We start from the raw sequence: 25,621 nt of genomic DNA on the forward strand, positions 1-25,621 counted from the left end.
CAGCACAGATTGGACACAGGCCACCCTCGTCACAGGAAAGTCGGCCCCCCCACCGGGCCGTCCGCCCCGGCGGCCCCTGGCACTAGACTCCGGTGAAGATGAGCACAGTAGACGCGCTGACCGACCAGGCCATGGTCGTTCTGCAGGACCGCCCCCTGGTGGCGCTGAGCGCCTGGCTGAACAAGACCCTCGGCGACTGCACCGCGAGCGGCCGCACCCTGCAGCTGATCACGCCGCTGGACTCCCGGCTGTCGCTCCCGCTGCGCACCGCCGCGTCGGGCGACGACGTGCAGTGGGTCGTCCGCAACGGCGACGCCTACTACGAGGGCCTGACCGGACGGCCGCTGAAGTGGAACGGCACGACGTTCGTGCCCATCCCCGAGGCCCGCGACTACGCGCCCGGATTCACCACCCGTCCCACCGCCCCGGTCGGCTCGCAGCTCACCCTCGTCTACCGCACCAGGCACGGCGCGGAGGGCGACCTCGGCGGGCCCGTCGAGCGACTGCTGCAGCTGCTCACCGGCAAACCGCCCGGCGCGCTCGGACCGGCCGAGCCGCTGGAGCACCCCTGGCGCAGCGACCGGTTCACCGAGTACGCGCGGGGACGCGCCACCGCGCGGCTCCTCGTCGGCGGCGATGGGCCCCGCCCCGCCCAGGCGATCTGCGACTTCACCTCCAGCGAAGGCGGCGCCGTCGCCGAGGTCAGCACCGTCACCATCGGCTACATGCCCGCGGACCCGCCGCCCCTCCAGCACCTGCCGACCCTCGTCGGCGCGCTGGCCGCCGAGCAGACCATCGCCTCCCTGTTCGTCCAGCTCACACCCGGCCGCGCCGACCTCACCACCGAGCCCCGCTGGACCGGCGCGCCCGCACCCGTCGCGCTGGCCGTCGCGGGGACCGTCACCGGGCCGAACGGCATCCCCGGCCAGCAGGTCGGGCCCCCTCGCGCGCCGCTGACGTTCTTCCCCCTCGGGGACGGGCGCTCCCCGGACGGCTGGCAGCGGCACAGCCACCTCATGCAGCACCTCCAGTCGGGCTGAAACGCCCGCGCCGGCCGCCCCTCCCGTACCCGCCGCGACAAACGGCACAAAGAGCCGATGATCTACCGGTAAGGGATGATGTACGGTCCTGCCCATGGGACAGGCCGCTCAGCTCGACGCGCTTGAGCGGGCCGTCGAGGGGACCCTCGCCGAGGGGTCGTTCGAGTTCGACGGCGACAGGGCGGTGCTCCGCATCGAGGGGTCCCTCGTCCTGACGGCGACCTGGTTCCTCTCCCTCGGTACCGGCGGCGTCGCGCTGCTGCTCGCCGGGGCCGTGCTGTCCCTCACCGGCCTGCAGGACGAGGCGCGGTGGGCGCTGGCACCCGGCGCCGGGCTGCTCGGCTGCGCGCTCGGCTTCGTCCTGCTGCGCTTCACCCCGCTGTTCGACCTCAAGGCGATCTACCCGCCCCCGGCGCTGGAACTGCGGTTCGCCGAGCAGGCGATGGTGCACCGGCGGACACGCGTCCCCTTCGGCGAGCTGCGGCCCGAACACCTGGTGTGGAAGAACGGGCGGTTCTTCCGGCGGCTCTACGTCCGGCACCCGTCCCTGCGCAAACAGCTCGCCGGGTTCTTCGGCAGCGAGGAGCGCCAGGCCGAGGAGTTCCGGCGGCGGCTGTGGGAGCTGATCTCCGCGCCCGATCCGGCCGGCGCCCTCGCCCGCGGCGACCTCACCCCCGTACAGCACTGGATCATCGCGGCCGGCGCACCCTACGGCGCGATCAACGGGTTCCGGCTGGACCGCCTCGGCGCCGCCCCCGGCGAAGCCGCCGCGGCCGCCGACCGCCGCACCGCCCAGGAGCTCCTCCAGGACCCCTGGGGCGCCTACGACCTCGAACAGCTCCTCGGCGCCGTCAACTGGCTCGTCCAGGACGGGCACCGCGCCGACTTCACCCAGGACGCCGTCCTCGCCGCCCGGCCCCCCGCCGCGCAGGAGGAGTACGGGACGCTGCTGCGCGAGGTCGACGACCTCATCGCCCGCGACATGCTCGAACCCCCGTTCGTCGAGCGGCTGATCGAGCTGGTGCGCGTCCGCTACGGCGACGAGGGCGCTTCGTACGCGCGGCTCGTCCCGCGGCTGCTGCGCGACGAGCCCGGCGCGGACGTCAGCGAGGAGGGCGCCGAACTCTCCCAGTTCCTCCACCGCCTCTTCAACGACCGCAACCACGTGCAGGAGGAGCTGCACCGCCTGAAGGCCCTCGCCGACCCGGCGCTGCGCGCCAACGTGGGACGGTTCCTGATCTGGGACTACGGGCGGGCCCTGATGCTCTACCGCTGGGGCCACATGATCGGGTGGCTCACGGAGGAGTACTGCTGGGAGCGAATGCTGCCGCTGGCGATCGACGTCCAGCGGCGCTACTCGTCCTGGCGGGACATGGCCACCTGCTACCTGCAGGGGCGGCTGCTCTGGTCGGGCGGCGGCGGGAAGGCGCAGGACGAATACGAACGGCTCATCGAGGAGCTCGCCACCGAGCCTCGCAGCCCCTGGAACCTCGTCCCCTGGGACCTCGATCTGACGCGCGACTGGGCCTGAGCGCCCGGCGGCGCGCCCTGCGTCCGGCGGGGCTCAGCCTCCGATGACGCCGCCGTGGTACGCGGCGCCGTCCTGGCCCGGGGCCCCCGCCGCCTGGCCTCCGCCCTGGCCGGACGCCCTCCAGCTGCGCGCCGGGGCCTCGCTCGCCCCGTCCGGGTAGACGACGCCGCCGGCCCAGTGCACGAGCGACTCGGCGAACCTGCGTGCCACGCGCATCGCGTCGGGCAGGTCGGCGACGGCGCGGATGTCCACCCACCACACCGGCGCGCTGACCCGGTCGGCGAACTCGGCGCCGAGGAGCCGCCGGATCTCGCTCTGCGCCGACACCTGCACCGCGTCCTCGATCGAGACGAGCAGCCGGCCCTCGGCGTCGTACATCAGGGTCGGCTCCGGTTCCCCGCCGCGCAGTTCCAGCGGCTCGCCCATGGCGATCATGCCGTCGGCCACGGCGTGCACGTCCGGACGGCGGCGCACCAGCGCCACCAGGTCACTGCTCATCGGGTCACCCCGGCATCGGGTGGACTGAGCGGGCCGTCGCCGTGCGCGGCGACCGGTCGCCGGCTTGTGTCAGACACGTGCCTCCCCTCTCCATCGCAACCCTATGAGACATCCGCACGCGCCGCCGCCGTCCCTGGCACGCGCCATCACGAGACATACCTACCATCCCCTGCGAAACCGCCAACGTCTGCCCGCTACTCTGGTCCGATCTCACCCGGCACCCCGCACGGATCAGCTCGGAGCGTTCCATGAACTCCCCCCAATGGCCCGGCCAGCCGCCCGGCGGGCCGGGATTCCCGCCACCACCGGCGCCGCACGGCCCCCCGCCGATGCCCGGCGGTCCCGGTTTCCCGCCACCCCGGCGCGGCGGCGGCGGACCACTCGTCCCGCTGCTGATCTTCGGGCTGGTCGGGGTCCTCGCCCTGCTGGGCCTCGGAGCGTTCGTCGTCCTGGAAAGCAACGACGACGACCCCGACGGGACGACCACGTTTCCGACCTACACCCCCGCCACCCCGTCCTACTCCCCCGAGCCCAGGCCCACGGAGTCCAGGACCAGCGAGACGCCGTCGACCCCGGCCTCGGTCCTGTCCACGACGATCCGGACCGCGAAGGGCAACACCTTCACCCGGGCGGGCACCCGCACCTCGTCGTGCACGAGCCGCGCCAACACCAAGCTCCGTGCCGCACTGCACTCACACCCGTGCGTCGGGGTGATGCACTCTGCGGTCTACGCGAACCCGACCAAGAAGATCATCACCGCGGTGTCGATCGCGAAGTTCTCCAGCCCGTCGGCGGCGAGCAGCGTCAGCCGCGTCACGTCCGACAAGGGCTGGCCGAAGCTGCTCACCCCGTCCGACGCCAGCGGCCTGCGGCAGCCCCGGCCCGACCCCGCCTACTGGACGCGGTCGTGGACGCAGGGCTCCAACGTGATCTACGCCCAGTCGTACTGGTCGACCGGTGCCGCCACCGGCGGCCGCACCAGCAGCGTCTTCGCCACCGCCGGTGAACTCGGCGTCGAAATCACCAACACCCTCGTCTGGACCGACTGACCCCGCGGCCGCCTCGCCTCGCCTCGCCGGACCGCCGGGGGCGCCGAGGTCGGCTCAGCGGACGCCGCCCGCGGCCAGCGACCGCGAGAACACCTCGTGCACGATGCGGGTGATCGCGGTCCGGGCGGCGGCGGAGACCTTGGACAGGTCCACCGAACTGCCGGTCGCCAGGTGCCGGTCGTAGGGGACGAAGATGACGGGCAGTCCCCACGCGGCCAGCATCTGGTGCGCCCGCTGCAGGTCGGCGCCCACCTGGGGGGCGTGCGACACCATCGCGATCACGGTGCGGCTCAGCGGGCCCCCCTGATCGTTGTTCGCGTACCACTCCAGCGCTCCACGCGCGCTCAGGGCACCGTCGACCGTGCCCGGGGTGACGAGCACCAGGCCGTGTGAACTCGACACGACGCCGCGGTTCACCTCGGTGAGGATCCCCGCGCCGCAGTCGACGACCGTCGCGGCGACATAGCGGCTCACCGAACTGAGCGCGGTCTGGAACATCTCCAGCGTGAACTCCCCGGCGATGCGCCCGCCGCGCGTGGACGACAGGACGTACAGGCCGTCGGGGGTCCGCGTCAGGAAGTGCTCCGCCTCCTGGAACGTGTTCGGGTTGTGCGCCGCCAGGTCGAACAGCGACAGCTGGGGGCGGACTCCGAGGCGCAGCGGCAGCGACCCCAGCTCCGCGTCCGCGTCCGCGGCCAGCACACGGTCGGGCCGGTTCCGGGCCAGCTCCGTCGCCAGCAGCGCGGCCATCGTCGTCTTGCCCGCGCCTCCGCGGACGCTCGCGACCGCGATCTGCCGGGCGCTCGGCACCGACCGCTGCATCAGGTCGGCGAACGCGGCCCGCTCCCTGGCCTCCCGAGCTCCGCCGCCCATCGCGTTGCGGACGCCGCGTCCCATGCGACGGGCGAGAGGGTCGCCGTGCTGGTTCTTGCGGACGAGGTCGTCCGCCGGGACCGGCTGCCCGGGCCCCGCCTGCTCGGGCGCGGCGGGATGGGCGGGCGCCGGCGGCACGGGCATGCCGGACGAGGCGTCCGCCGGCCCCTGCTCCGGCTGGACGGCGTCACCGGAGGGCACCGCGCCGAGCACGGGATTGACCGCCGCCGCCCAGTCGAACTCGGAATGAACGAACGGCTCGGCCTGCTGCGGCTCGGCGGGGGCGTCCGCCCCTCGCTGCGGCGCCGCCGGCTGCGGGGCGGGCTGCTGGGGGGCGGGTTGCTGCGGGGCAGGCTGCTGGGGGGCGGGCTGCTGGGGGGCGGCCTGCTGGGCCGCCGGCTGAGCGGCATCCGGCTGAACCGCCGGCGGGGGCGGCTCCGGCGACTGCGGGAGCAGCGGCTGCGGCTGCGGGGCGCCGGACGAGGACTGCGCGAACTCCGCGGGCGGAGCGAACGGGGGCGCCTCGGGGGACGCCGACGCCGCTTCCGGGGACGGCAGCTGTGCGGGGGCGGCCGGGGGCGGCGGCTCGGGCGCCGGGCGCGGCGGAGCCTCGGCACCCCACGACCCTTGCGCCACGCTGGTCGGGGCCCCGTCGAGCGACTGGAATCCACGCCCCGAGACGCCGATGTCGCGCAGGACGGCCTGCTGCCAACTCGAGTCGGTCACCTGCCTCCCCTCTCACCGGTCAGCCTACGAGAGGACCCGCCGCCCCATGTACCGGGACCGGGCGCGGACCCGCCCTCAAGGCGCAGAAACATCACCGCACAAGGATCTCACCGAACCGAAAGTCCCATAGTGGCGTCTAAACCTGAAACCGCCAGGAGCCTCCAGCTAATCTGTCCTCAGCACCGACCGCGCCCCGCCGCGAAACCTCCCCGGAGCGACCATGCCCCCCACCTCGGCCCGGCGAAGGACGCACCGTCCCCACCGGCCGGGACGCGCACCGAGCCCGGCGTCGGCCACACGGACTTCCCGCCTGCCTCGTGCTTCCCGCCTGCCTCGCGCTCGGCCGGCCCGGCGGCGGGGAGGGAACGGATCAGCCGCCCTGGCCCGGCCCGGCGTTCTGCGCGTCCTGTACGCCCTGCCGCCGGGCGATCGACGCCTCGTACGCGGCCAGCGCCCGCTCGCCGCCGGGACGCAACTCGAACCGGATGCCCCGGTCGCCCTCGAACGGGTTCCGGTGGTCGAACCCCGCACGGTAGATCTCGTTGGGCACCCGCTCCGGGAAGGCGTCGCAGTAGGGGATCCAGCGGTCGAGCGACGACTCCGCCCCCGGGTTGGACCTCTTGTGCAACCGCACGCAGGCGTCACAAATGTTCGGCTTCCTGCGCATCGTCCATCCGCCCCTTCCCGGTCTTCGGCTCGGACCGTGCGGCGCACCGCGCGGTCCTCGCAGTGTTCCACAACGTCAGCGGGATTCCCCACACGTCGCGGACACTCCGGAACAGGTTGCGGAAGAGCCGCGAAAACCTCTATAAACGGTCAATCTATGCATACCTGTGATCGTGCGCGGTCGCGGGCTCTCCAAGCTCCCGACGAACAGAGGGGTGCCTGTGCGCGCTGAATGGCGGGCGCATATCGACGAACTCCTGCAGACCTATCAGGAGAAGCGCCAGCAGATCCAGGAGATGCAGTCCAAGCTCGAGGCCATCGAGGCCGAAGGGGAGGCCGCCGACGGCATGGTGCGGGTCAAGGTCGACCGGCAGGGCCGGACGACCTCGCTGGAACTCGATCCGCGGGTCCAGCGCAGGCTCGGCATCACGGAACTCGCCGAAGCGATCATGGAGGCGACCAAGGACGCGCAGTCCCAGGTCACCGACCAGATGCGCGAGGCGATGCGGGGGCTCGCCCCCGAAGGCGCGGCGGATGAGGGCTTCGACATCGCCAAGCTGCTGCCCGAACGCCCCGACGACATCAACGCCGTGCGTGAGCGACTCGGGATCCTGCCGCCATGACCTACGAACACCTGGAAGTCGACACAGAGGAACTCAAGCGCGCCGGCCAGGGATTCCAAACGGGCGCCGTCCAGCTCAAGGGAATCCACGACCGGCTCACCGCCGCGCTCAGCAGCGAAGGCGAGTGCTGGGGTTCGGACGAGACCGGCAAGACGTTCGCCGAGGGCTACAAGGAGCCCAGCACGAGCGTCGAGGAGTCGTTCCCCAAGCTCAAGGACGGCCTGGAAGGCATCAAAAAGGGCGTGGACCAGATGGCCAAGACCTACAAGGCCGCCGAGGACGCCTCAGAGCTGAAGTGAGCTGATCCGTGGGTCTCGAAATACCTGAACCGGTCCAGTGGCTGGGCTGGATCATCGGTGCCGACTGGCCGGAGGGCGACGAGACGGCGATGCGCCGCTGCGCCGAGGCGTGGCGGACCGCCGGCACCGAGGTCACCGAGCTGATCGAGGAGCTGAACCAGACGGCGGCCGACGTGCGCGCCGCCCTCGACAGCGGCGCCGCCGAGGCGTTCAGCCTGAAATGGGAGCAGTGGGTCTCCACCGACCCCCAGATCCTGACCAAGCTCGTCGAGTCGTGCGGCCAGCTCGCCGAGACGCTCGACGGCGGCGCACTCGACATCGAGTACGCCAAGTACATGTTCATCGCCCTGCTGATCATCACGGCGATCGAGATCGCCTATCTGATCGCGGCGGCGTTCGCGACGTTCGGCGCGTCGACGGCGGCCATCCCGGCCGTGGAGGCCGCGGCACAGGTCACGGCGAGAACCATTGCCAAGGAACTGCTGGAGCGGCTGAGCCAGCGGTTCCTCGGCGCTGTGCTGAGGGGCGCCTTGGTCGGCGCCGTCGAGGGCGGCGGTCTCGACCTGCTCGTCCAGGGAATCCAGGTCGCGCAGGGCAACCGTGACGGCATCGACTGGGCGAAGACCGGCGCGGCCACCCTGGACGGCGCGATCGGCGGCGCCATCTCCGGCGGCGTCTCGCACGGCATGGGCAAGATCCCCGGCCTGGGCGACGGCGCCGACACCGCGCTCGGCAGTATGACCAAAGGCATGGTGCGGGAGGGCGCGTCCGAGGCCATCGCCGGCGTGGCCAGCACGGTCGCCACGGCCGCGGTCCATGGCGACCCGCTGACCTGGGAGGCCATCGCCAAGGGAGCCACTTCGGGCGCCTTCGGCGGTGCCGTCGGCGGCGGCAGGGACGGCCTTGAGGGCTACAACTCGTCTGTCCCCGGCGCGGACCCGCCGACCCCCAACCCGACACCGGTCGGCGACCCGAGCCCCTCGCCTTCCCCTTCGCCTTCGCCTTCGCCCTCACCCTCGCCCTCCGGTGACGGTGAAGGCGGCGGCTCCCCCTCCGGCGGCGGAGGAGGAGGCGTCGGTTCCTCCTCCGGCGGCGGGGGAGGCGGCGGAGGAGGCTCGTACTCCGGCGGCGATGGCGGCGGTGGCTCATCGTCCGGCGGCGGCGGCTCATCCGGCGGCGGCGGTGGCGGCGGCGGCTCGTACTCCGGCGGCGATGGCGGCGGTGGCGGCAACCGCATCTCCACACTTCTGGGCGACACCGGCGGCGGTGGCGGCGGATCCTCTCTGGCCGGCTCGGGTTCCGCCGGCGGGTCCGCTTCCGGCGGAAGCCTCGGCGGCAACCCGTCCGGGTTCGGCGGCGGAGGCTCGCCCGCCGGCCCGTCCGGGGCCGGTTCTTTCGGCGGCCCCACCCCGTCAGGCGGCGGTGCCGCCCCCGCGGGCGGCGGCGTCGTCGGCGGCGGAGGAGGCGTCGTCGGCGGCGGAGGCGTCGGCGGCGGAGGCGCGGCTCCAGTGGCCGGTGGCGGCGCCCCGGCCGCGGGCGGAGGCTCCCCGTCTTCGTCTTCCGGCGGTAGCTCCCCCTCGTCGTCGTCCTCGTCTTCTTCCTCCTCATCTTCTTCAGCTTCTTCCTCGGCGGGTACCGGATCCGGCACCCGAGGCGGCTCCCCGAGCGGCAGCTCGTCCTCCGGCGGCTCCTCCACTCCCGGCACGCACACTCCCAGTGGCGGAACCCACTCGCCGGGCGGCGAGGCGCCACCCCCCGGCGGCGCCACACCTGGCTCCGGTACCCCGTCCCCCGACGCCGCCTCCCCCACTCCGGGGTCCACGGACAGCGGCACGCCGCCGGGCACCACCCAGACTCCCGGCGCCACCCAGACCCCCGGCGCCACCCAGACTCCCGGCGCCACCCAGGCTCCCGGTGACGGAAGCACGTCCCCGGGCGGCGGCAGCTCTCCACAACCCGCTGGCGCCTCTCCCACACCCGGAACCGGCACCGGTTCACCCACGCCCGGGAGCGGGAGCAGCGGGGGCTCGCCGACACGCGACAGCAGCCCGTCCTCCGGCAGCGGCACGCCCTCCCCCGGTGGCGGCACGCCCTCCTCCGGCAGCGGCACGGACGGCGCCACGCCCGGCGGTGACGCGCCCGCCCCGAGGACCGACCCCTCCTCCGGTTCCACACCCGCCGACGGGACCAGCGAGACCGCCGGCGACCCGAATCAGCGCAGTTCGGACGGAGCCTCCGAGGCTCAGGACGCCATGCAGCGGCCCGAGGGCGCCGGCTCCAGCGGCCCGTCGGGCTTCGTCGCGCCCCTGCCGATGGGGATGATGGGCGGCTCGGCAGGTACGGCGTCCCCGAGCCGCACACCTTCATCCTTCGGCAGCGGATCTCCGCCGCCCTCACCCACGCCCACGGGAGGTTCGCCCTCCCCCTCGCCCTCCCCTTCCGCCACGGGCGGCCCCAGATCGACGACGCCGCCCAGGCCCGAGTCCCGGCCCTCGGCCGGCGACGATCCCGGCGGACGCCCGAAGCCGCCCCCGATCGAGAACGTCGACGACGGCGGTGTCGTCCGCGGTGAGCCGGTGCCACGGCAGGACGACGCCTCGCAGCAGGACCAGCCCTCGCAGCAGAGTGAGGGCGCGCCGCACAACAAGGAATCCGACGGCGGCGACTCAGGCGACACGTCCACCGGCAACGACCAGACCGACAGGTCGCAGGAGCTCGCGGACGCCGAGCAGCAGGCGCGGGACGCCCTCACCCAATTCGGCAACGATGCACCGACCATCGACTTCTCGTCGAGCCCGCTCGACCCGGCCGCGGCGCGGGAGATCAACAACGCCATCCAGCAACTCGCCGCGGACTATCCCGAGACGATGCGGGGCCTGTCCCACATCGGCTCCGGGGACTTCAGCCAGTCCCTCGGCCCCGGCAACGACGACGTCCTCGCCTACGCCACGCCCGGTGCCACCAATCCGGGCATCTACATCAACCACGACGCGTTCTCCGACAACGCTCAGCGTGCGCAGGACGGCGCGAGCGAGGAGCAGACCGGGTTCACGGTGCCCGGCGGCGGCTCCACGGAAGGCGTCTTCACGCACGAGTTCGGGCACCACCTCGGCGAGCAGCTCCTGAACAACCCGCAGATGCTGGCCGACCTGAACCAGGCCGTGTCCAACGCCCTGGGCATCCCGTACGACGCCACGCAGCCGCACGACCCCGCCACGCAACAGAGGATCGCGGACGCGCTGTCGGAGTACGGGTCCGGCGACTCGCACGAGATGATGGCGGAGGCGTTCACCGAGTACCGCCTTTCCGACAGCCCGCGTGACCTGGCCAACGCCATCGGCCAAGTCATGGACCGCCACCTCGGCGGCCAGAACACCGGCACCCAGAACACCGGCACCCAGAACACCGGGGGCAGCACTCCGGCGCCCGGCAACCCGGCGAACCCCAACGGGAACACGACGCCGCCCCGGTCAGGTGAAACACAGCCGCCCTCAACCGACCCGCAATCGCGGTCGGACGGCACGCCACCGCGCACCGACGACGGCCAACCGCGCTCGGACAGCACCCAGCAGCCCGACGGCACACAACAGCGCGGCGACGACGGGCCCCGGCCGGGTGAGGGCGAACCTCGCTTCCGGCGGGGAGACACCGACGACTCGAACACCTCCCCCGGGGACCAGGAGCCGCCGGCCCGGACCGACCCTCCTGCCGGACGTGGGCTGCCTCACCAGCAGGCCGACTGGGCACCGCCGTCGTACACCCGCGAAGACAACATCACTCTCAGGCCCAACGAGCGGCTGGTCCAACAGGGGACGCTGGAGCCGAGGACCAAGTACACCGTCTACGAGACCGACGCCTCGGGGAACAGGGTCCCTCGAAGCGAGGCCTACACGGACGGCGACGGCAACGTCACCCACATCACCAACGTCACGCCGGATCCCGGTACCCGGGTCGTCGACCCCAACGAGAACATCGACCTGACCCGGCCCGAGCCGGGGGTCACCCACAAGGTCGAACTCGGGTTCGACAACCCGCACATCTTCACCGGCGAACCCCACACCGGCGGCCGAGAGGGCATGGCGCCATCCGCCGCCAGGTTCGACCCCCCGGCGGACGCCACGCCGGTGCGGTGGCAGGGCACATACGACGTAGGGACGCAGGGCCCGTTCTCGGCCCGGCAGGACCTGCCGCCCAACTCGCGGATCGAGGTGCGCGGCCCGGGCGACAGGCTCCACGGCGTCTTCTGGACGGACGCGAACAGGCAGGTCACGCACGCCCGCACGTGGTACGGCGACCGGCAGCACGGGTTCAACCCCGAACTGGGCGACAGCAACGCCACCGTCAAGAAGTACGGGGTCCCCCGCCCGAACACGCACTACCTCGCCGAGCCCCACGACCGTTTCCAGACCAGCGACCCCGACGCGCCGCTCGACCCGCCGGACGCCACCCGCAGCGGTGATTTCGGCGACGGCAGCGTCGAGCCGGGCACCTTCCTCTTCCACACCGACCACCGCGGGCAGACGGACGCCGCCGCCGGACGTCCCGAGTACGACACGCCCCACGCGGACGAGGAGCAGCGGAACACTTCTGTCCAGAAGAAGGCCGGCCACATCGGCAAGGCGACCGGTGAGTACCCGGGCGGCCGTTTCGACGGCGGCCACATCTTCCCGCACGAGGCGCGGGGGCCGGGAGAGCGGATCAACTACTTCCCGCAGTGGAGCCCCACGAACCGCGGGAACTCCGGCACGGGCCTCACTCCCGGCGATACCTGGCGGCAGTCGTTCGAGAGCCTTCTCGAACAACGGCACAGCGGAAATCCGGATGTCACGATCGAGCGGATCGACTTCTTCCCGGAGCCGAACGATCCGAAGATCACGCCAGAGGTCGTACACACCCGCTGGACGGAGACCGACAACTCCCAGACCCCGCCGGTGACCACGACGCACTACCGGAGCTACCACAACCTGGACCCGAGCCAGCGAGCCGCAGGAGGCACGCCGTCCGGCGGCGCGCCGTCCGGCGGCCCGGCGGCGTCCCAGCCGCCGAGCAACACACCACCCGGCAACACACCGCCCGGCAACACCGCTCCTACCCAGCCATCGGGGAACGGTCAGCCCACCCAGCCGGCCACTCCGAACCAGACGGCCACTCCCAACCAGGCGGGCGCGGACAACGGATCGCAGTCATCCCCGGCCGGCGGGAACACCACGCCCGAGTCGAACGGCGGAGACCAGCCGCGATTCCGCCGGAGCAACCCGGCACCCGAGCCGGACGGGGGACAGGCCCCGCGCTCGGACGCCCAGCAGGCGCCGCCACGCACACCCTCCGAAGAGACGCGGACATCCGGTGACGGCACCGACCGGCAGAGCACGTCACGACCGGACGCCCGGACCCATTACGGCTGGTACGAGGACGGCGGGCCACGCAGCACGCCCAGCACGTCGACAACGGAATCACCCACACCCGGCACACCCACGCCGGGAACACCGGCTGCGGGCACGGCCACGCCCGGCGCGGAGACGGCCGCGCCGCGGTCCGGTGATGCGTCCGCTTCACGGCCGGATGGCCGGACCGACACCGGTACCCGGTTGCAGGACGCGTCCGCCCCGCCGGCGGGTCACGCCGTTCCGAGGTCGGCGGAGAGTGAGGGCTCGCCGCCCCGGACCGCCGAGCCCGAGCTCATGCGCCGGATCCAGGAGAACCAGCAGGTCCGGCAGATGGTCGACGAGGCCCGCGGGACGGTCGTCGACGACCGGGGGAACCGGCTCGGCGATCTGCTGGCCGACGACCTGCGCAACCGGCTGCCGAACCATCCCCACCTCGCCCGGATCATCGAGGGCGGCGGCCCACCGCCGCTGACACCTGCCGAGGAGTCGGTCCGGCAGTCGCTGCTGGCGCGGCCGCGGACGCTGCACAGCCTGCTGACGCACTCGGACGCCGTGCACATCCTGGAGGACTCGATCCGGGAGGTGAACGAGCGGGGCGCCGACGCGGTGCTGCGCGAGGGGCAGGTGGAGCCCACACCGACTCCGCTTGAGGACTGGCAGGTCGAGATCAGCGACCGGGCCATCGACGAGATCGGCCCCGGCAAGTCCCCGAAGCAGCCCGGGTTCGACGAAGAGGCGCTCGCCGCCGAGCAGGAACGCGCGGGCGGGCAGCCGCTCTCGAAGGACAACGAGCTCGTCAACCGGTACCTGGACGAGCTGTACCAGAAGGCCGCGGAAGGCACCGGCACCCTCCGCAACGTCCTGAACGACCTGGCCGGCGATCCGGACGACGCCAAGATGCGTCCGGGGCCGAAGGACCGGGTCCGGGCTCTCGACAAGATCATCAATGAGAGCGACGGGGACGCCTCCGCGCTCAACGACCTGCTCGGCGGCAAGGTCCAGTTCGACAGCGTCTCGGATCTGTACCGGGCGCTGGACCGGGTCCGGGAGGTCGCGCAGCGGCACGGCGTCGAGGTCGTGTCGATCAAGGACCGGCTGCGCACACCGCAGCCGAGCGGCTACCGCGACATCCGGATGACGGTCCGGATGCCGAACGGCCACATCGGAGAGCTCCGCCTCCACCTGCGGCCGTTCGACAACGTCGCCAGCTACGAGCACTCGCTGTACGAGGTCTCGCGCGACCTGCCCAACGTCGCCGAGGAACGGGCGGCGCGCGGCGAACGCGACGCTCCGCTGACACCGGAGGAACGGGCCGTCCGCGAAGTGATCAACCGTCGCCTCAACGAGCGGTTCGACGCGGCGCTGAACGAGTCGCTGCCGCCGCACCTGCGCACCACGCGCGAGGACGGCGACACCACCCACGGCGACTCCACCCACGGCGACTCCACCACCGGCGACGCTTCGCACGGCGATGGGCAGCCACCCGTCCGGCGGGAGGACGCCGAGTCCCCGGAGAGGGCCCCGGAGACCATCCCGGACGGTCTGCCGCCGCACCTGCACGACACCTTCCGGGACAGCGACGCCACGCCGGCCGGACGGTCGTTCCACGACCCGGCCGACCCCGCCATGCGGGACCTCGCGCGGCGTGTCCCCGCGGACCCGCAGCGGTTCACGGTCGACGGGCACGGCGACGCGGACGGGCTGCGGCTCGGCGGCGGACGCCGGCTCAACGCCGACGACCTGGCGCATCTGATCCGCAACGACCCGAACTGGAACGGCCGCGAGATCCTGCTGCTGTCGTGCCGGACCGGCGACGGCGACTTCGCCGCGCAGCTCGCCCAGCGGCTCGGCGTGCCCGTCACCGCCCCGAACGGGCTGGCGTGGTCGGACGGCGACGGCAACGTGTACGCCTCGTCCGGCCAGACCGGCCCGGACGGGCGGACCCGCCCCGGCTGGCCCCCGAACGGCACGTGGCAGACCTTCAACCCGGACGGCACGACCTCGACCGCCGGACGCGACGGCCGTCCCCCTGGCCGGGAGGACCACCGAGGCCCGGACCCGGCGAGGCCCGCGGACGACGCGGAGGCGCGGGGGCTGCGCGACTGGTTCCGCCGTGAGGGCCACGTCGACCGGGACGGGTACCGCCGTTTCGACACCGACGAGCAGGGCGAGCGGTACGGCGAGAACCGGCTGTCGGACGTCTACCGCAACCTGCCGCACCAGTTGCAGCAGGCCCTGCACTGGTACACGGTGCAGTCGATGCCGAATCCGCAGCTGCGGCCCGGCGCGGACGTGGGCCGATACCTGACCCATCTGTTCACGGAGCAGAACTACGTCCAGCACCTCGCCTACCTGAACGGCGGGGGCATGCCGGTCCACCGGAACCAGCTGATGCAGATGTGGAACCGGCCGGACCTCACCGACTACCAGCGGCAGCTGATCCAGCACGTCCTCACGCAGACGGACCCGGAGGCCCGTCTCCAGGAGATGTGGCAGAACCACGAGCAGCGCGAGTTCCTGCGGCGCTACCTCGGCGGTGAGCCCACACCGGACGCCTTCTGGCGGCGGATCAATGAGCTCGACCACGCCCTGAGCCAGCCGCTGCCGGAGCCCGTCCAGGCGGTGCGCGGCCTGCACGACGTGGACTTCATGCTCGCCTCGGACGGCAGGCCGCTGGCCGGACGGCATCCGATGCTCCTCATCGGGGCCGTGCAGAACGAGCCGGGATACATGTCGACCTCACTGGGATCGGGGACGACGGAGGTCGACGGACAGGGCTTCACCTACCAGTTGCACCTCAACCTTCCCGAGGGTGCGCACGGGGTGTGGATGGGCACCAGCAGCGCATATCCTGACCAGCGCGAACTCGTCCTCCCCCGGGGCACCAGGTACTACGTCAGAAACGTCGTGCAGACCGGGTGGAACGGCACCCAGCCGGTCTTCTCCATCGAGGCGGACGTCATCCCGCCCGGGGCGGCGCCGTGAGTGCGACATCGCCCAGGGAGAAACGGCCACCGGGGAGACGGCGACGGAGAAATGACGACGGAGAGGCGCGCGTGTCATGAGTGACGGGTTTCCGGACCTTCCGCAGGCACCGCCCATCGACGGCGGGCTCCGGCCGCCGAAGCAGACCTACGAGCGGTTCACGCGGCAGGCGGTGTTCTACCTGCCCGTCGTCCGCCGCGGCGAGCTGCTCGGGCATCTGTGGGCCGCGGAGTCCAACGCGAAGGCCGCCGGTTTCATCCGGCGCGTCGCGGCCCAGGCGGCGGGCGCGGAGGCCACCGATGTCTGGGGACGACGCCTGGACGACGCCCACGACCGCGGCGTCCCCGCGCTGGAGGCGATCCGCCTCTGGGTCGGCGCGGCGGAGGACCCGGTCGGCGGCGCGATCCCGGCGGACGCGCGCGAGTACCGCGTCGCGAACCTCGACGCCCTGCGTGAGCTGACCAACCCCGGCGCACCGGCGACACCCGGCCCCCTCATCCAGGACGGCCTGTACCCGGACGGAACGCCGGCCGACCGCTCGCAGGGCTGGGGCCCGCTGGTGAGCGTCCGGCCGCCGTCGTACGCGCCGCGGACCGCGGCGCCCGTGCTGTTCTACCCGGTGACGCGCGGCGGGGCGGTTCTCGGCTACGTGTGGGCGTCGTTGTCGGAGGAGGCGGCGTCCTACCTGCGGCGGGCGGCGGCGGGCCGGGACGGGGAGATCGCGGCGGGGCTGTGGGAGGCCCGGCTGGCGCACGCCTTCGGTGCGGGCGTGCCCGCCGCCGAGGCGGTACGGCGCCTGCGCGGAACGCCTGAGGACCCGCTCGCCGGCGGTGTCGCCGCCGACGCGCAGGAGGGCCGGGCGGCCGGGCTGGACGAATTGGACCGCCTGGCGCGGGGATAGCGCCGGGTACGGTCGTCGGCATCACGAATCATCACGGGAGTCGTCGTTGTGAAGCTGGTGAGGAAGACCTATCCGCGGTACTTCGTGTACAACGAACGGCCGGTGGTCCTCCTGGAGACGCCGGGCGGCGGACTGGACTGCCTGGCCGCAGACCCGCGGGGCGGGGCGTTCGTGCGCGCCATGCGGTACATCGGCGAGCTGGACTTCAACCGTGACGCCGACATCGACGAGCTGCCGTACGAGGAGTTCGTCACCGCCGTGGAGATGTACCGGGCCCGCAAGGGACTGGGCGAGGGCACGGTCAAGGCCCTCTACGAGACGATGCGCGGGCTTGAGGAGACCGCCCTGGAGGGCGGCCGGCGGTTGACCCTGGAGGAACAGGCGCTGATCCGTTCCCTGAGCAAGCGGACGAATCCGCTGTTCGACGAGTCCCTGCGTGAGCGGGGACTGACGGGCACCCCCCAGCCGTCGCCCGCGGGGATGCGGATCGCCCGCGTCTTCGGCCCCGCCGGCCCGTCCGGGGCGCCCGTCGCCGATCACCCGCCCGTCCCCGAAGAGGACCGGGAGGGGCTGCTGCGCTACCTGGAAGGCGCCCCGATCGTCCTGGCTGCCCGCGGCTACGACACCGATGTCCTCGACCCGGGCCGCCGCGCCGAGGTCCCGATGACCTACCACACCGACGGCACGTGGATCTGGCCCGGTGCGGTCGCCTACTACCTGCGGGTCCACGGCGTCCCGCCCGAGCCCGACCTGGTCGGCTTCGCCCGCGGGAACGGGTTCGCGGTGCCCGAGGTGGACGAGGACGTCCGCCGCGAAGCCGTCGCGACCATCAACCGGCCGGCGGAAACATCCTGAGATGCCTTCCCCCGAGGAGACGCCCTCTCCGCAGGACGAGCGCGAGCTGGTCGCCCGGCTCGCGCCCGAGAGCCCCATCATGTTCGCGCGAGCCCGTCGGCTTCTGCGTGACATGACGCGGGACGGCGCCGCCCGTTTCCGGGTCGGCGTCGCGGAGCACGGATGCCGGTCGGTCCTGCACGGCGAGAACGGCTGGCAGGCCGTGCACCGCCCGGACGGTTCCGCCGACGCGGCATCGGACCACGCCACGGCGAGGGCGGCCACCGCTCACGCGGTCGGCGGCATCCTCTCCGAGGACGGCGTGAGCCTGAACAGCACGATCCTGGAGATCGCCGACCTGATCCGGCGCGAATCCCACGAATACACCTGGACGTGGGCGCTGACCGAGACGGCGCAGCGGATCTCAGCCGAGTCCCGGAACGCGACACGGCCGTCCGGCACGCCCTGCATCGCTCTGGAGGGCCTGGTCGGACGCGCCGGATACATCGTCCTGCGGCCCGCCCCCACGCCTTCCGAAGGCCCGTTCGTGGACGTTCACACGGTCTGGTCCATGATGGCCTTCAACCTGCTCCCCGACACCCCGGGAGAACCCGCCGAGATCCTGTCCGAGGGCACGATCCTCGACGGTTACGGCGACACCGACGACGTGTTCCTCTACGAGCCCGGAACGCCGTTCACCCGTCGCGGACTGTGGGACGAGCCCGCCCGGCACACGCACCGCTCCTACCGGGTCCGCAGGCCGCTGCACGTCTATCCGTCCTTCCCGACCGACAAAGCGACGATCTCCGTCGCGGACACCACCGGGCAGGGCCGCGGCTACTACCTGGTCGACACGATCGCCGCTCTGCTCGCGACCGGAACGCTGCGCGAGACCACCGAGGGCCCATGACGAACGACCCGGAAACAACGCTGCTCCAGCAGCTGATCGACGAAGTCACCGGCCTGCTTCCCGACACGTGGACAAGGGCCGAGCTGACCTACCGTGCGATAGGCGACCATGAGGTCATCTACCTGACCGGCAACGAAACCGGCCGCAGCTACCCCAGCGGCATCCGCGCCGCCGGGCGGCGCATCCCCAGAACCGGCATCCCGGGCCTGCTGCGCCGGCACCGGGAGATCACCTACCACCCCGACCAGGGGACCTGGCCGTCATTCAGCTACAAGCTGCGGAACAAGAACGGGGTCGCCGACTGGGGGGTGTCCGCCCGGCCCCCCGCCGAGTTCGCCTGGACGGACGAGATCACCCCCGCCGACTGCGCCGCGGAACTCCAGCGGTTCCCCCGCCCGGACGGCGCGGTCCCCGAGTGGATGCGCTCGCTCCTGGACCTGCACCACGCGGCGCGGACCTACAGCCCCGTCCCGCAGCGGGAAAGCGACCTGGTCGCGCTGCTGCCGCCGGGCATGGAGCAACTGTTCATGCGGGCACGCGTCAAGCTCGCCGACTTCGTTCCGGGCGCGGGAACGCTTCGTATCGGGGCTCCGGGCGAGGGTCACTGGACGGTCGCCCACACCGGCGACGCCTGGCTGGCCGTGGCGCCCGGCGGTGACGCCGCCCCCTACGCCGAACCGCACCGCGCGGTCGCGCACGCGATGGCCGGGGTGATGACCGACGCCGGGATGGAGATCAACAGCGCGGTCCTGAGCGTGGTGCAGATCATCACCGGGGAACGCATACCGAGAGACGACCAGCAGGCATGGACCTTCGGCGACGTGGGCCGAGAGCTGAGCGTACGCAGGTCCAACTCACCCCGGCCCGACGGAACCGGCCCCTACATCCACCTCGACCCGCTCCACAACCGCCCTGAAGATCACTTCGTGTGCTTCCCCGGCGCCGCCCCTGAAGAAGGCGCGTACGTCTCCGTCCACGAGGTGCTCATGATGCTCGCGGAGAGCGGGCTCCCCGCACCGGCGCCGGAACCCGAAGCCGCACCCGAACCTCCCAGCGAAGTGCTGGAAACCGGTAGGGAAGTCGATGCGTACGGCGACCCCGCGAACTGTTTCGTCTACACGATCGGAACTCCGTTCCTGCGTCGCGGCCTGTGGGGTGCGCCGAGCGACTACGCCTACCACGTCTACCGCGTGGAGAAGCCGATCCGCGCTCACACCGGCCTCTTCGCCCCCGGCCCACTCGGAAGCGACCCTTCCCCGCCCGACACCGGGATGGGCTTCTATCTCGCCGACTCGATCGCCGACCTCGTCGCGTCCGGCCACCTGGTGGAGATCACCGGTGACCGGGCAGGACACTAAACTCGCGGAACAGGAGGGACAGCCATGACCGACGCTCCAGGCCGCGGGCCGATGCCCTACGACCCGCAGCGCTACGACGTGCTCACCAAGGGAGTCGCGACGCTGCTCGCCCAGGCGGCACCGGCCGGCTGGAAGCGCATCGACATGAAGGCCCTCATGACCGTCGCGGTGTCCGACATCGCGCTCACGGTCGTCCTGCAGGACGGTTCGTCACCACCGGCCGAGATGCCGCGCGACGTGATCGGCATGCTCGGGGAACTGCGCTCGATGATGTACCGGCCCGGTACCGGCACCTGGCTGAGCATGCGCCTGATGATGGACCCGCCCGGCGCGTACCACACCAGCTTCAACTACGACCACGACCCGCTCTGGCAGCCGGGCATCACCGCCGCCGAGTGGGCAGAAGACCTGGCCGCGTTCCCGCGCGACGACGAGCACATCCCCGGCTGGTTGCGCGCCAGGCTGCAGGAGGCACAGTGAGCGAGCAGCTGAACCCTGCCGAACAGAACCGGCTCCTCGAAGAGATGACGCTGTTGCTGGTCCACACCCTCCCGGCCGCCTGGCAGGAGTGCGTCGTCGTCCACCGGTCGGTCGGCTCCCACAGTGAGACCCTGGGGCAGGTCCGCAAAGTCTCCGGTCCGGGCTTTCCCAGCCTGTGGACGCCCCCGCCCGCTCTCGGCGACCTGTTCGCCCGCCTCCGCTCCGGCATGTACGCCGACGGGCTCGGCACCTGGTTCTCCGCCAAGTTCCGGCTGACGTACCCGTTCTCCTACGAGATCGAGTACGACCGGGAGAACGACCCCAAGTGGGCCACCTCGCCGCCGGCGAAGGCCTATGCGGAAGAGCTGGAGCTCTACCCCCGCACACCCGAGAACATCCCGGCCTGGCTGCAGGATAAGCAGCCGGCCGGCGGCTGATAGGCAGCGGGGCCTGCAGGGTGTCCGATGGGTCGCGTCCGGAGTTCGAACCCCCGGACCAACTGCTGGACGGGGCTGACCGCACGGCCGCCGAACCGCCCGAGCCCGCCGAACCGCCCGAGCCCGTCGCGGAACCGCCCGAGCCCGTCGCGGAGACCGCGGCGTTCCGGTGGTCGCGGATGGCGAGCAAGCCATGGCTCATGGGTTCCGGCGTGCTCGCGGTCGCCGCGGTGTGCGCCGCCGCCTGGGCTTTGAGCAGCGCCGGGGACGAGCCCGAGCCGGCCCGGTTCACCTCGATGCCGGAGCCGTGCTCCCTCGTGCCGGGCTTGACCCTCGAACAGCACGTGCCGAACTCCGCCTTGCCCGTCCCCAGCAAGGCCGGCACCTCGGCGGCCGAACGGTACGCGGCATGCGAGTGGGCGGAGCCCCTGATCGGGGCGCCGGGCGACGAGACGGCCACCGCGCGTCGGCTCGACATCGCGGTGCGGCTGCACCTGGACGGGGTGACGCCGGCGAAGTCCGACTACGACGGGGCGTGGAAGGGCGCCCGGCACATGGCGGGCACCTCGCGCGGCGCGGAAGGTGCACTGCACGCCGAGGCTCCCAGCGTCATCGGACTCGGAGACCAGGCGTTCACCCGTTATTCGACGCTCAAGGGGCCGCTGGGGCAGTCCGGTACCGTGGCCGCGACCGTCCGCCTGCGCAACGCCGTCATCACGGTGCGGTACCGGGGAACGACATCGCCGCTCGACAAGGACGGCTTCCCCAGAGCCGGCGCGTCGAAGGCACTGGACGAAGGAGCCGTGCGCGGAGGCGCCGAAGCGGTCGCGAAAAGCATCACCGACACCCTCGCGAACTGCGGCGAATGCCTGAGCCGGCGACCCGGCGGTTAGCCCGGTCGGCGTGGCCCGGTCGACGGTGAAGGGCCGGCCCGAAGACCGGCCCTGCCGTCAGCGGCCGGGCGGCGGATTCTGCGGACCCCCGTGCGGACCTGGTTGCTGCGGAGCCGGTTGCTGCGGAGCCGGCGCCTGCGGGCCGGACTGGTAGGGCGACTGCTGCGGCCCCGGCTGCGGCGGCCCGAACTGCTGTGGTGGCCCGAACTGCTGCGGCGGCGACGACATGGGGCCCGCGGGCCCCGACGGTGCCCCCGATGGCCGGCGACGACGAACGAGCAGGAAGGCTCCGGCGCCCAGAACGAGGAGAACGACCACGACTCCGCCCGCGATCAGCACCGGGAAGCCGCCGGAGTCCTTCTCCTCCGCAGCAGCGGGCTTCTTCGTGGCACCGGCCCCGCCCTCGCCGCCGGCGACCTTGTCGAGCCGCGCGTACACCGGGTTGGGCGCGGTCTCGGGGACGTCCTGCTTGAGGGCGCGCGGGATGCTGATGACGCCGTATCCCAGCAGGTTGTCCTTGCCGCGCGGGCCGAAGTCCTTCGCGGTGGCGATGAGGCGCTGCACGATCTGGCGGGCCGGCATCTGCGGGTAGCGGCTGCGCAGCAGGGCGACGGCGCCTGCGGTCAGCGCGGACGCCTGGCTCGTCCCCTGACCGGCGGTGAAGACGTGGCCGGTCTTACCGATGTAGCCGACGTCCTGGCCCGGCGCACCCACCGCGACGTAGCTCTGCTGCTGCGTCGACTCCCACGGCTTTCCGTTGTGGGCCAGCGCTCCGACGGCGACGACCCCCGGGCACGAGGCCGGATAGGCGGGCTTGTTGTTGAAGTTGCCGGAGTTGCCCGCACCGGCGACGATCACGACGTCCTTGCCCGCCGCGTACTTGATCGCTTCGAGCAGTTCTGGCGGGCACTGGTTGGGATAGAGGTTCGCGGACGGGCTGGCCTGGGAGATGTTGATCACCTTGGCGCCGTGATCGACCGCGAAGCGAACCGCCTTGCTCGTTATCGGCCCGCTCAGGGAGGGAGCGGCGATCGGAAGGATCTTGGCCTCCGGGGCGACCCCGACGAACCCCGTCTTGGTGCCCTGCGAGGCGATCAGGCTCGCCATGCCGGTGCCGTGGCCCTCATTGCTGGTGTCGTAGTCCCGCCGGCCGTCGCCGCCCTTGCCCGTCATGTCGCTGCCGGGCAGCACGGCGGGCTTCAAATCGGGCAGCTGGGCATTGACCCCGGTGTCGATGACGGCGACCGTCACACCCTTGCCCTTGGTGACGGGCCAGACCTCCTTCTGGATGTTCCAGGAGTCGAACCACCACTGCTGGGGCGAAGGGGCCGGCGCGGCGTGTGCGGGGACGACCGGGGCCACCGCCAAGCCGATCGCCACCGTCGACGCCGCCGTCCGAAGCAGCCATCGCATCTGTCGCACACTCCCTAGTCCGTCGCGCAGGCGCGGGCGGCCGGCGACCGAAGCCGCCGACCGCCCGTGAGCCGCGCGTTCACCGTGGGTTCAGCCGATCACCGGGGGCGCGGTGTCGTCGTCGCCGCCCCAGACGTCCTCGTCCTCGGACAGCCAGGTCTCGCGCTCGCGCTCCTCGCCCTTGCCGCCTTGGCCGCCGCCCCCGCCCATCGGCATGCCGCCCATGGGCATGCCACCGCGCATGGCGCCGGCGCCGCGTCCCGCGGCGCCCATCCCGCCTGGACCGACGCCCGAGCCGGCGCCGCCACCGGAGCCCGCGCCGCCGAAGCCGCCCGGGTCGGCGCCGAAGCCGCCGCCGGCACCGCCGCCGCCACTGGGCATGCCGCCGCCTCCGCCGCCTCCGGGGAAGCTCGACAGGTCGGAACCGGGAGCCCCGCTGAGCGACCCGCCGCTTCCACCGGGCACACCGCCGCCGGAAAGGTGCGGTCCGCCGCTGCCCGGATCAAAGGGGCCGCCGCCCCCGGCCCATGGGCCCGCGCCGCTGCCCGAACCACCGGTGAACGGAGAAGCACCGTCGGCACCCAGGGAACCGGCACCGCCAGCGAACGGCCCGCCGTCGGCGCCGAACGGGCTGGAGCCGCCTCCACCGCCGCCGCCTCCGAACGGGCCGGGGCCGCCGGGCGGGGTGTAGGGCGGCGGGTCCTCGCCCGTGGTACCGACCTCGGACGGAAGATCTTTTTGGATCTTGAGCGGGTGGCCGTTGAACGCCTCTCTCATCCGGCCGATGAACCTGTTCATCAATTCGCGGGCGTTGTCGTCGTCCCCGCCGGTGTGAACATAACCGTCGGTCATGGTCTCGCCCTGGGTCTTGTACCAGTCGAGAATGTCGTGCTTGTACCAGGCGTAGAGGGTCGCGTTCTGGTGGCTGTCGTCGGACAGCTTCACGGAGGTGTTGTACACCTGCCCTAGCTGGTCGAGAGCCTTCTGCGCGGCGTCACCCTGCCAGTGCTGAATGATCTTCTTGGCGAAGTTGTTGGTGAGCTCGTCGCTCATCTCGGCGAGGGCGTCCGCCGCGTCCTTGTAGGCGGTGGAGGCGTCACCGACCTTTTCCGGCTTCAGGCTCTTCAGCTTGTTCTTGACGTCCTCATGGCTCATGCCGCCGGCGTCGTGGCTGCCGAACTGCAACCCGTCCTTGATCGGGTAGTACGTGGTGTTGTCACCCATCGGGCCTCCTTTCAGGGGTGCTGATCAGCCGAGATCCGGGTTGACGCCGTCAACCGTCGTCTTGGTGTTGCCGTGGGCGTTCTCGTACTGGTCCGCCGTCGCGTTGAGCCTGCTGATCACACCCAGGTAGGCGCCTTCGATGGCACCGATGTACTCCGAGAAACCGGACTTGCTCGCGTTCACGACCCCCACGAACTCCTCGGAGCCCTGGATGTTGCCGAGGTCGCCCTGAGTTATCGAGGTGGTGGCGACCTTGTCGAGCTTGCGCTTCCAGATGTCGAGCTTGTACTGCATGTCCCTGGCGAGCTGCCTGAGCTCCGCCGGATCCACGTCGTAGCCCTTTTCGGCCGTCGCGTTCCACTCGCCGCGCTGCGGCTCGGTGCCACGCGGAAGGGTATTGCTCGCATCATTCCACTTGCCGGCGTCGGCCCCCGCGCTGTACTTGAAGTACAGTTCGCGCTGCTCGGACTCCGAAAGGTCGTTCCACTCATCACGGGTCGGGCTCTGCACGTGCTCTGCAGGCGTTGAGTAATTGCCATGCATCTGGCCCGGGAAGGTGTGGTCGATCCTCGCAAGTTCCTCGTCGGTCAGATAATAGTCGCTCATCGCTCGCCCTCCCGGCGAATCACGTTTCTTCCCCCTGCACGCCTACGTCGTGCGGGTCCAGCGGACCTGCACGACGTAGGCGGACCTCGCGGACCGGTGTGTCAGCCCGACCAGATGTTGAGGTTCGCGCGCTCCGCGCCGCTGTAGTTGCTGTGGGCCTCGCCGATGGTGACACCGAGCTGGTTGAGGATCTGGCCGATGTGGGCCGCGGCGGTGTCCCACTGGCGCTTGGCCTCCCAGTAGGCGGTCTGCGCGCCGCCCTCCCATTGGCTGAGGTGGTTCTCGAGGTTCTTCTCAAGGTCGTCGAGTTCGTCGACGAGGGCGCGGTAGGCCAGCGTGAAGTCCGCCTGGGCCTGCTGCATCTGGCCGAAATTCGCTCTGGTGTAGCTGTCGCTCACGATGGAAGTCCTTCGGTCGGAGGGAAGTCGGGTGAACGGGACGGATCAGGTGCTGCCGTTGAGCAGCTGGTTGATCTTGTTGACCGCGTCCTGCTGCTCCTGTTCCTTGCTCTCGTAGACGATCTTGGTCTGCACCAGCTTCTGGTGCATCCCTTCGAGAGCGGTCCGGACCTTGGTCATCTCGGTCTGGAACTCGTTGAAGACCCGGTCGAACGACACCGCGGCGTTACCGGCCCACCCGGACATCAGCTGGCCCTTGTGCCCGTCGAGCTTGGTCTGCAGGCCCTTGACGATGCCCGCGGAGTCCTCGATCCGCGTGGCGGCCTGCTGCATAGCTGCTCTGTCGACTGCGGACTGGTCACCCACAGTGTCACCTCCGTTGCGATTCTTGATTTCGCGTACCAGAGAGAGGGGAGTCGATCAGCCGGATGCCAGTCGGCCTGGGAGCCCCACCGTCGGCACAAGATGGCAGAAATCATAGGTGTTTGCC

The 25,621-nt window shown here is 71.8% G+C and carries 21 protein-coding genes; 13 read left to right on the top strand and 8 right to left on the bottom strand.

What is annotated here, in order from left to right:
• The first annotated feature begins 98 nt into the window (after positions 1–98).
• Both ACGFK0_RS21170 and ACGFK0_RS21175 read left to right on the top strand, forming a co-directional pair.
• Positions 99–1,040, top strand: coding sequence for a DUF6177 family protein (locus tag ACGFK0_RS21170; protein WP_392906990.1), 942 nt, complete (start codon positions 99–101; stop codon positions 1,038–1,040).
• A 94-nt stretch (positions 1,041–1,134) separates the two neighbouring features.
• Positions 1,135–2,571 (top strand): DUF1266 domain-containing protein, encoded by a 1,437-nt coding sequence (locus ACGFK0_RS21175; protein ID WP_392906992.1) that lies wholly within the window; start codon positions 1,135–1,137, stop codon positions 2,569–2,571.
• 33 nt (positions 2,572–2,604) lie between these two features.
• Here ACGFK0_RS21175 and ACGFK0_RS21180 read toward each other — a convergent pair whose 3' ends face one another.
• Positions 2,605–3,069 (bottom strand): hypothetical protein, encoded by a 465-nt coding sequence (locus ACGFK0_RS21180; protein WP_392906993.1) that lies wholly within the window; start codon positions 3,067–3,069, stop codon positions 2,605–2,607.
• Between the two features lie 248 nt (positions 3,070–3,317).
• On the opposite strand from ACGFK0_RS21180, the gene ACGFK0_RS21185 reads away from it, so the two are divergent.
• A complete protein-coding gene (locus ACGFK0_RS21185) occupies positions 3,318–4,118 on the top strand; it encodes a hypothetical protein (protein WP_392906994.1) in 801 nt (266 codons plus the stop codon).
• Between the two features lie 54 nt (positions 4,119–4,172).
• Here ACGFK0_RS21185 and ACGFK0_RS21190 read toward each other — a convergent pair whose 3' ends face one another.
• Both ACGFK0_RS21190 and ACGFK0_RS21195 read right to left on the bottom strand, forming a co-directional pair.
• Positions 4,173–5,717: a MinD/ParA family protein gene (locus ACGFK0_RS21190; protein WP_392906995.1), complete on the bottom strand. Its 1,545-nt coding sequence runs from the start codon at positions 5,715–5,717 to the stop codon at positions 4,173–4,175.
• A gap of 370 nt (positions 5,718–6,087) precedes the next feature.
• Positions 6,088–6,384, bottom strand: coding sequence for a hypothetical protein (locus ACGFK0_RS21195; RefSeq protein ID WP_392906996.1), 297 nt, complete (start codon positions 6,382–6,384; stop codon positions 6,088–6,090).
• A 220-nt stretch (positions 6,385–6,604) separates the two neighbouring features.
• Between ACGFK0_RS21195 and ACGFK0_RS21200 the strand changes: the two genes are divergently transcribed.
• From ACGFK0_RS21200 to ACGFK0_RS21245, 10 genes are all read left to right on the top strand, one after another.
• Positions 6,605–7,006 (top strand): YbaB/EbfC family nucleoid-associated protein, encoded by a 402-nt coding sequence (locus ACGFK0_RS21200; RefSeq protein WP_392906997.1) that lies wholly within the window; start codon positions 6,605–6,607, stop codon positions 7,004–7,006.
• On the top strand, positions 7,003–7,305 hold the full coding sequence (locus ACGFK0_RS21205) for a WXG100 family type VII secretion target (protein WP_392906999.1): 303 nt from the start codon (positions 7,003–7,005) through the stop codon (positions 7,303–7,305). The genes ACGFK0_RS21200 and ACGFK0_RS21205 overlap by 4 nt, the downstream gene beginning before the upstream one ends.
• Before the next feature lie 8 nt (positions 7,306–7,313).
• Positions 7,314–15,677 carry an ADP-ribosyltransferase gene (locus ACGFK0_RS21210; RefSeq protein WP_392907001.1) on the top strand — a complete coding sequence of 2,788 codons (8,364 nt, stop codon included), beginning with the start codon at positions 7,314–7,316 and terminating at the stop codon, positions 15,675–15,677.
• Between the two features lie 76 nt (positions 15,678–15,753).
• Positions 15,754–16,578: a hypothetical protein gene (locus ACGFK0_RS21215; protein ID WP_392907002.1), complete on the top strand. Its 825-nt coding sequence runs from the start codon at positions 15,754–15,756 to the stop codon at positions 16,576–16,578.
• A 48-nt stretch (positions 16,579–16,626) separates the two neighbouring features.
• Complete coding sequence (locus tag ACGFK0_RS21220; RefSeq protein WP_392907003.1) at positions 16,627–17,433, top strand: hypothetical protein; 807 nt, start codon at positions 16,627–16,629, stop codon at positions 17,431–17,433.
• Position 17,434: 1 nt separating this feature from the next.
• Positions 17,435–18,322 carry a glycohydrolase toxin TNT-related protein gene (locus ACGFK0_RS21225; RefSeq protein ID WP_392907005.1) on the top strand — a complete coding sequence of 296 codons (888 nt, stop codon included), beginning with the start codon at positions 17,435–17,437 and terminating at the stop codon, positions 18,320–18,322.
• On the top strand, positions 18,319–19,680 hold the full coding sequence (locus ACGFK0_RS21230) for a TNT domain-containing protein (protein WP_392907007.1): 1,362 nt from the start codon (positions 18,319–18,321) through the stop codon (positions 19,678–19,680). The genes ACGFK0_RS21225 and ACGFK0_RS21230 overlap by 4 nt, the downstream gene beginning before the upstream one ends.
• 24 nt (positions 19,681–19,704) lie before the next feature.
• On the top strand, positions 19,705–20,160 hold the full coding sequence (locus ACGFK0_RS21235) for a hypothetical protein (RefSeq protein ID WP_392907009.1): 456 nt from the start codon (positions 19,705–19,707) through the stop codon (positions 20,158–20,160).
• Positions 20,157–20,597, top strand: coding sequence for a hypothetical protein (locus tag ACGFK0_RS21240; RefSeq protein ID WP_392907010.1), 441 nt, complete (start codon positions 20,157–20,159; stop codon positions 20,595–20,597). Before ACGFK0_RS21235 ends, ACGFK0_RS21240 begins: the two co-directional genes overlap by 4 nt.
• 20 nt (positions 20,598–20,617) lie before the next feature.
• Positions 20,618–21,490, top strand: a complete 873-nt coding sequence (locus ACGFK0_RS21245) for a hypothetical protein (RefSeq protein WP_392907011.1) — start codon at positions 20,618–20,620, stop codon at positions 21,488–21,490.
• A 57-nt stretch (positions 21,491–21,547) separates the two neighbouring features.
• Here ACGFK0_RS21245 and ACGFK0_RS21250 read toward each other — a convergent pair whose 3' ends face one another.
• The 5 genes from ACGFK0_RS21250 to ACGFK0_RS21270 all read right to left on the bottom strand — a co-directional run bounded on the left by ACGFK0_RS21250 (position 21,548) and on the right by ACGFK0_RS21270 (position 25,497).
• A complete protein-coding gene (locus tag ACGFK0_RS21250) occupies positions 21,548–22,903 on the bottom strand; it encodes a S8 family serine peptidase (protein WP_392907012.1) in 1,356 nt (451 codons plus the stop codon).
• 90 nt (positions 22,904–22,993) lie between these two features.
• A complete protein-coding gene (locus tag ACGFK0_RS21255; RefSeq protein WP_392907013.1) occupies positions 22,994–24,127 on the bottom strand; it encodes a hypothetical protein in 1,134 nt (377 codons plus the stop codon).
• Between the two features lie 24 nt (positions 24,128–24,151).
• Complete coding sequence (locus tag ACGFK0_RS21260; RefSeq protein WP_392907015.1) at positions 24,152–24,733, bottom strand: hypothetical protein; 582 nt, start codon at positions 24,731–24,733, stop codon at positions 24,152–24,154.
• Positions 24,734–24,834: 101 nt separating this feature from the next.
• On the bottom strand, positions 24,835–25,131 hold the full coding sequence (locus ACGFK0_RS21265; RefSeq protein WP_392907016.1) for a WXG100 family type VII secretion target: 297 nt from the start codon (positions 25,129–25,131) through the stop codon (positions 24,835–24,837).
• 45 nt (positions 25,132–25,176) lie between these two features.
• Positions 25,177–25,497 (bottom strand): WXG100 family type VII secretion target, encoded by a 321-nt coding sequence (locus tag ACGFK0_RS21270; RefSeq protein WP_392907017.1) that lies wholly within the window; start codon positions 25,495–25,497, stop codon positions 25,177–25,179.
• Positions 25,498–25,621 lie beyond the last annotated feature (124 nt).

Source organism: Spirillospora sp. NPDC048823, assembly GCF_043198445.1.
Taxonomy (GTDB): domain Bacteria; phylum Actinomycetota; class Actinomycetes; order Streptosporangiales; family Streptosporangiaceae; genus Spirillospora.

Excerpts from the sequence above, each read along its gene's own strand:
- ACGFK0_RS21170 (WP_392906990.1), top strand. The coding sequence starts at position 99 with ATGAGCACAGTAGACGCGCTGACCGACCAGGCCATGGTCGTTCTGCAG.
- ACGFK0_RS21175 (WP_392906992.1), top strand. The coding sequence starts at position 1,135 with ATGGGACAGGCCGCTCAGCTCGACGCGCTTGAGCGGGCCGTCGAGGGG.
- ACGFK0_RS21180 (WP_392906993.1), bottom strand. The coding sequence starts at position 3,069 with ATGAGCAGTGACCTGGTGGCGCTGGTGCGCCGCCGTCCGGACGTGCAC.
- ACGFK0_RS21185 (WP_392906994.1), top strand. The coding sequence starts at position 3,318 with ATGAACTCCCCCCAATGGCCCGGCCAGCCGCCCGGCGGGCCGGGATTC.
- ACGFK0_RS21195 (WP_392906996.1), bottom strand. The coding sequence starts at position 6,384 with ATGCGCAGGAAGCCGAACATTTGTGACGCCTGCGTGCGGTTGCACAAG.
- ACGFK0_RS21205 (WP_392906999.1), top strand. The coding sequence starts at position 7,003 with ATGACCTACGAACACCTGGAAGTCGACACAGAGGAACTCAAGCGCGCC.
- ACGFK0_RS21215 (WP_392907002.1), top strand. The coding sequence starts at position 15,754 with ATGAGTGACGGGTTTCCGGACCTTCCGCAGGCACCGCCCATCGACGGC.
- ACGFK0_RS21225 (WP_392907005.1), top strand. The coding sequence starts at position 17,435 with ATGCCTTCCCCCGAGGAGACGCCCTCTCCGCAGGACGAGCGCGAGCTG.
- ACGFK0_RS21230 (WP_392907007.1), top strand. The coding sequence starts at position 18,319 with ATGACGAACGACCCGGAAACAACGCTGCTCCAGCAGCTGATCGACGAA.
- ACGFK0_RS21235 (WP_392907009.1), top strand. The coding sequence starts at position 19,705 with ATGACCGACGCTCCAGGCCGCGGGCCGATGCCCTACGACCCGCAGCGC.
- ACGFK0_RS21250 (WP_392907012.1), bottom strand. The coding sequence starts at position 22,903 with ATGCGATGGCTGCTTCGGACGGCGGCGTCGACGGTGGCGATCGGCTTG.
- ACGFK0_RS21255 (WP_392907013.1), bottom strand. The coding sequence starts at position 24,127 with ATGGGTGACAACACCACGTACTACCCGATCAAGGACGGGTTGCAGTTC.
- ACGFK0_RS21260 (WP_392907015.1), bottom strand. The coding sequence starts at position 24,733 with ATGAGCGACTATTATCTGACCGACGAGGAACTTGCGAGGATCGACCAC.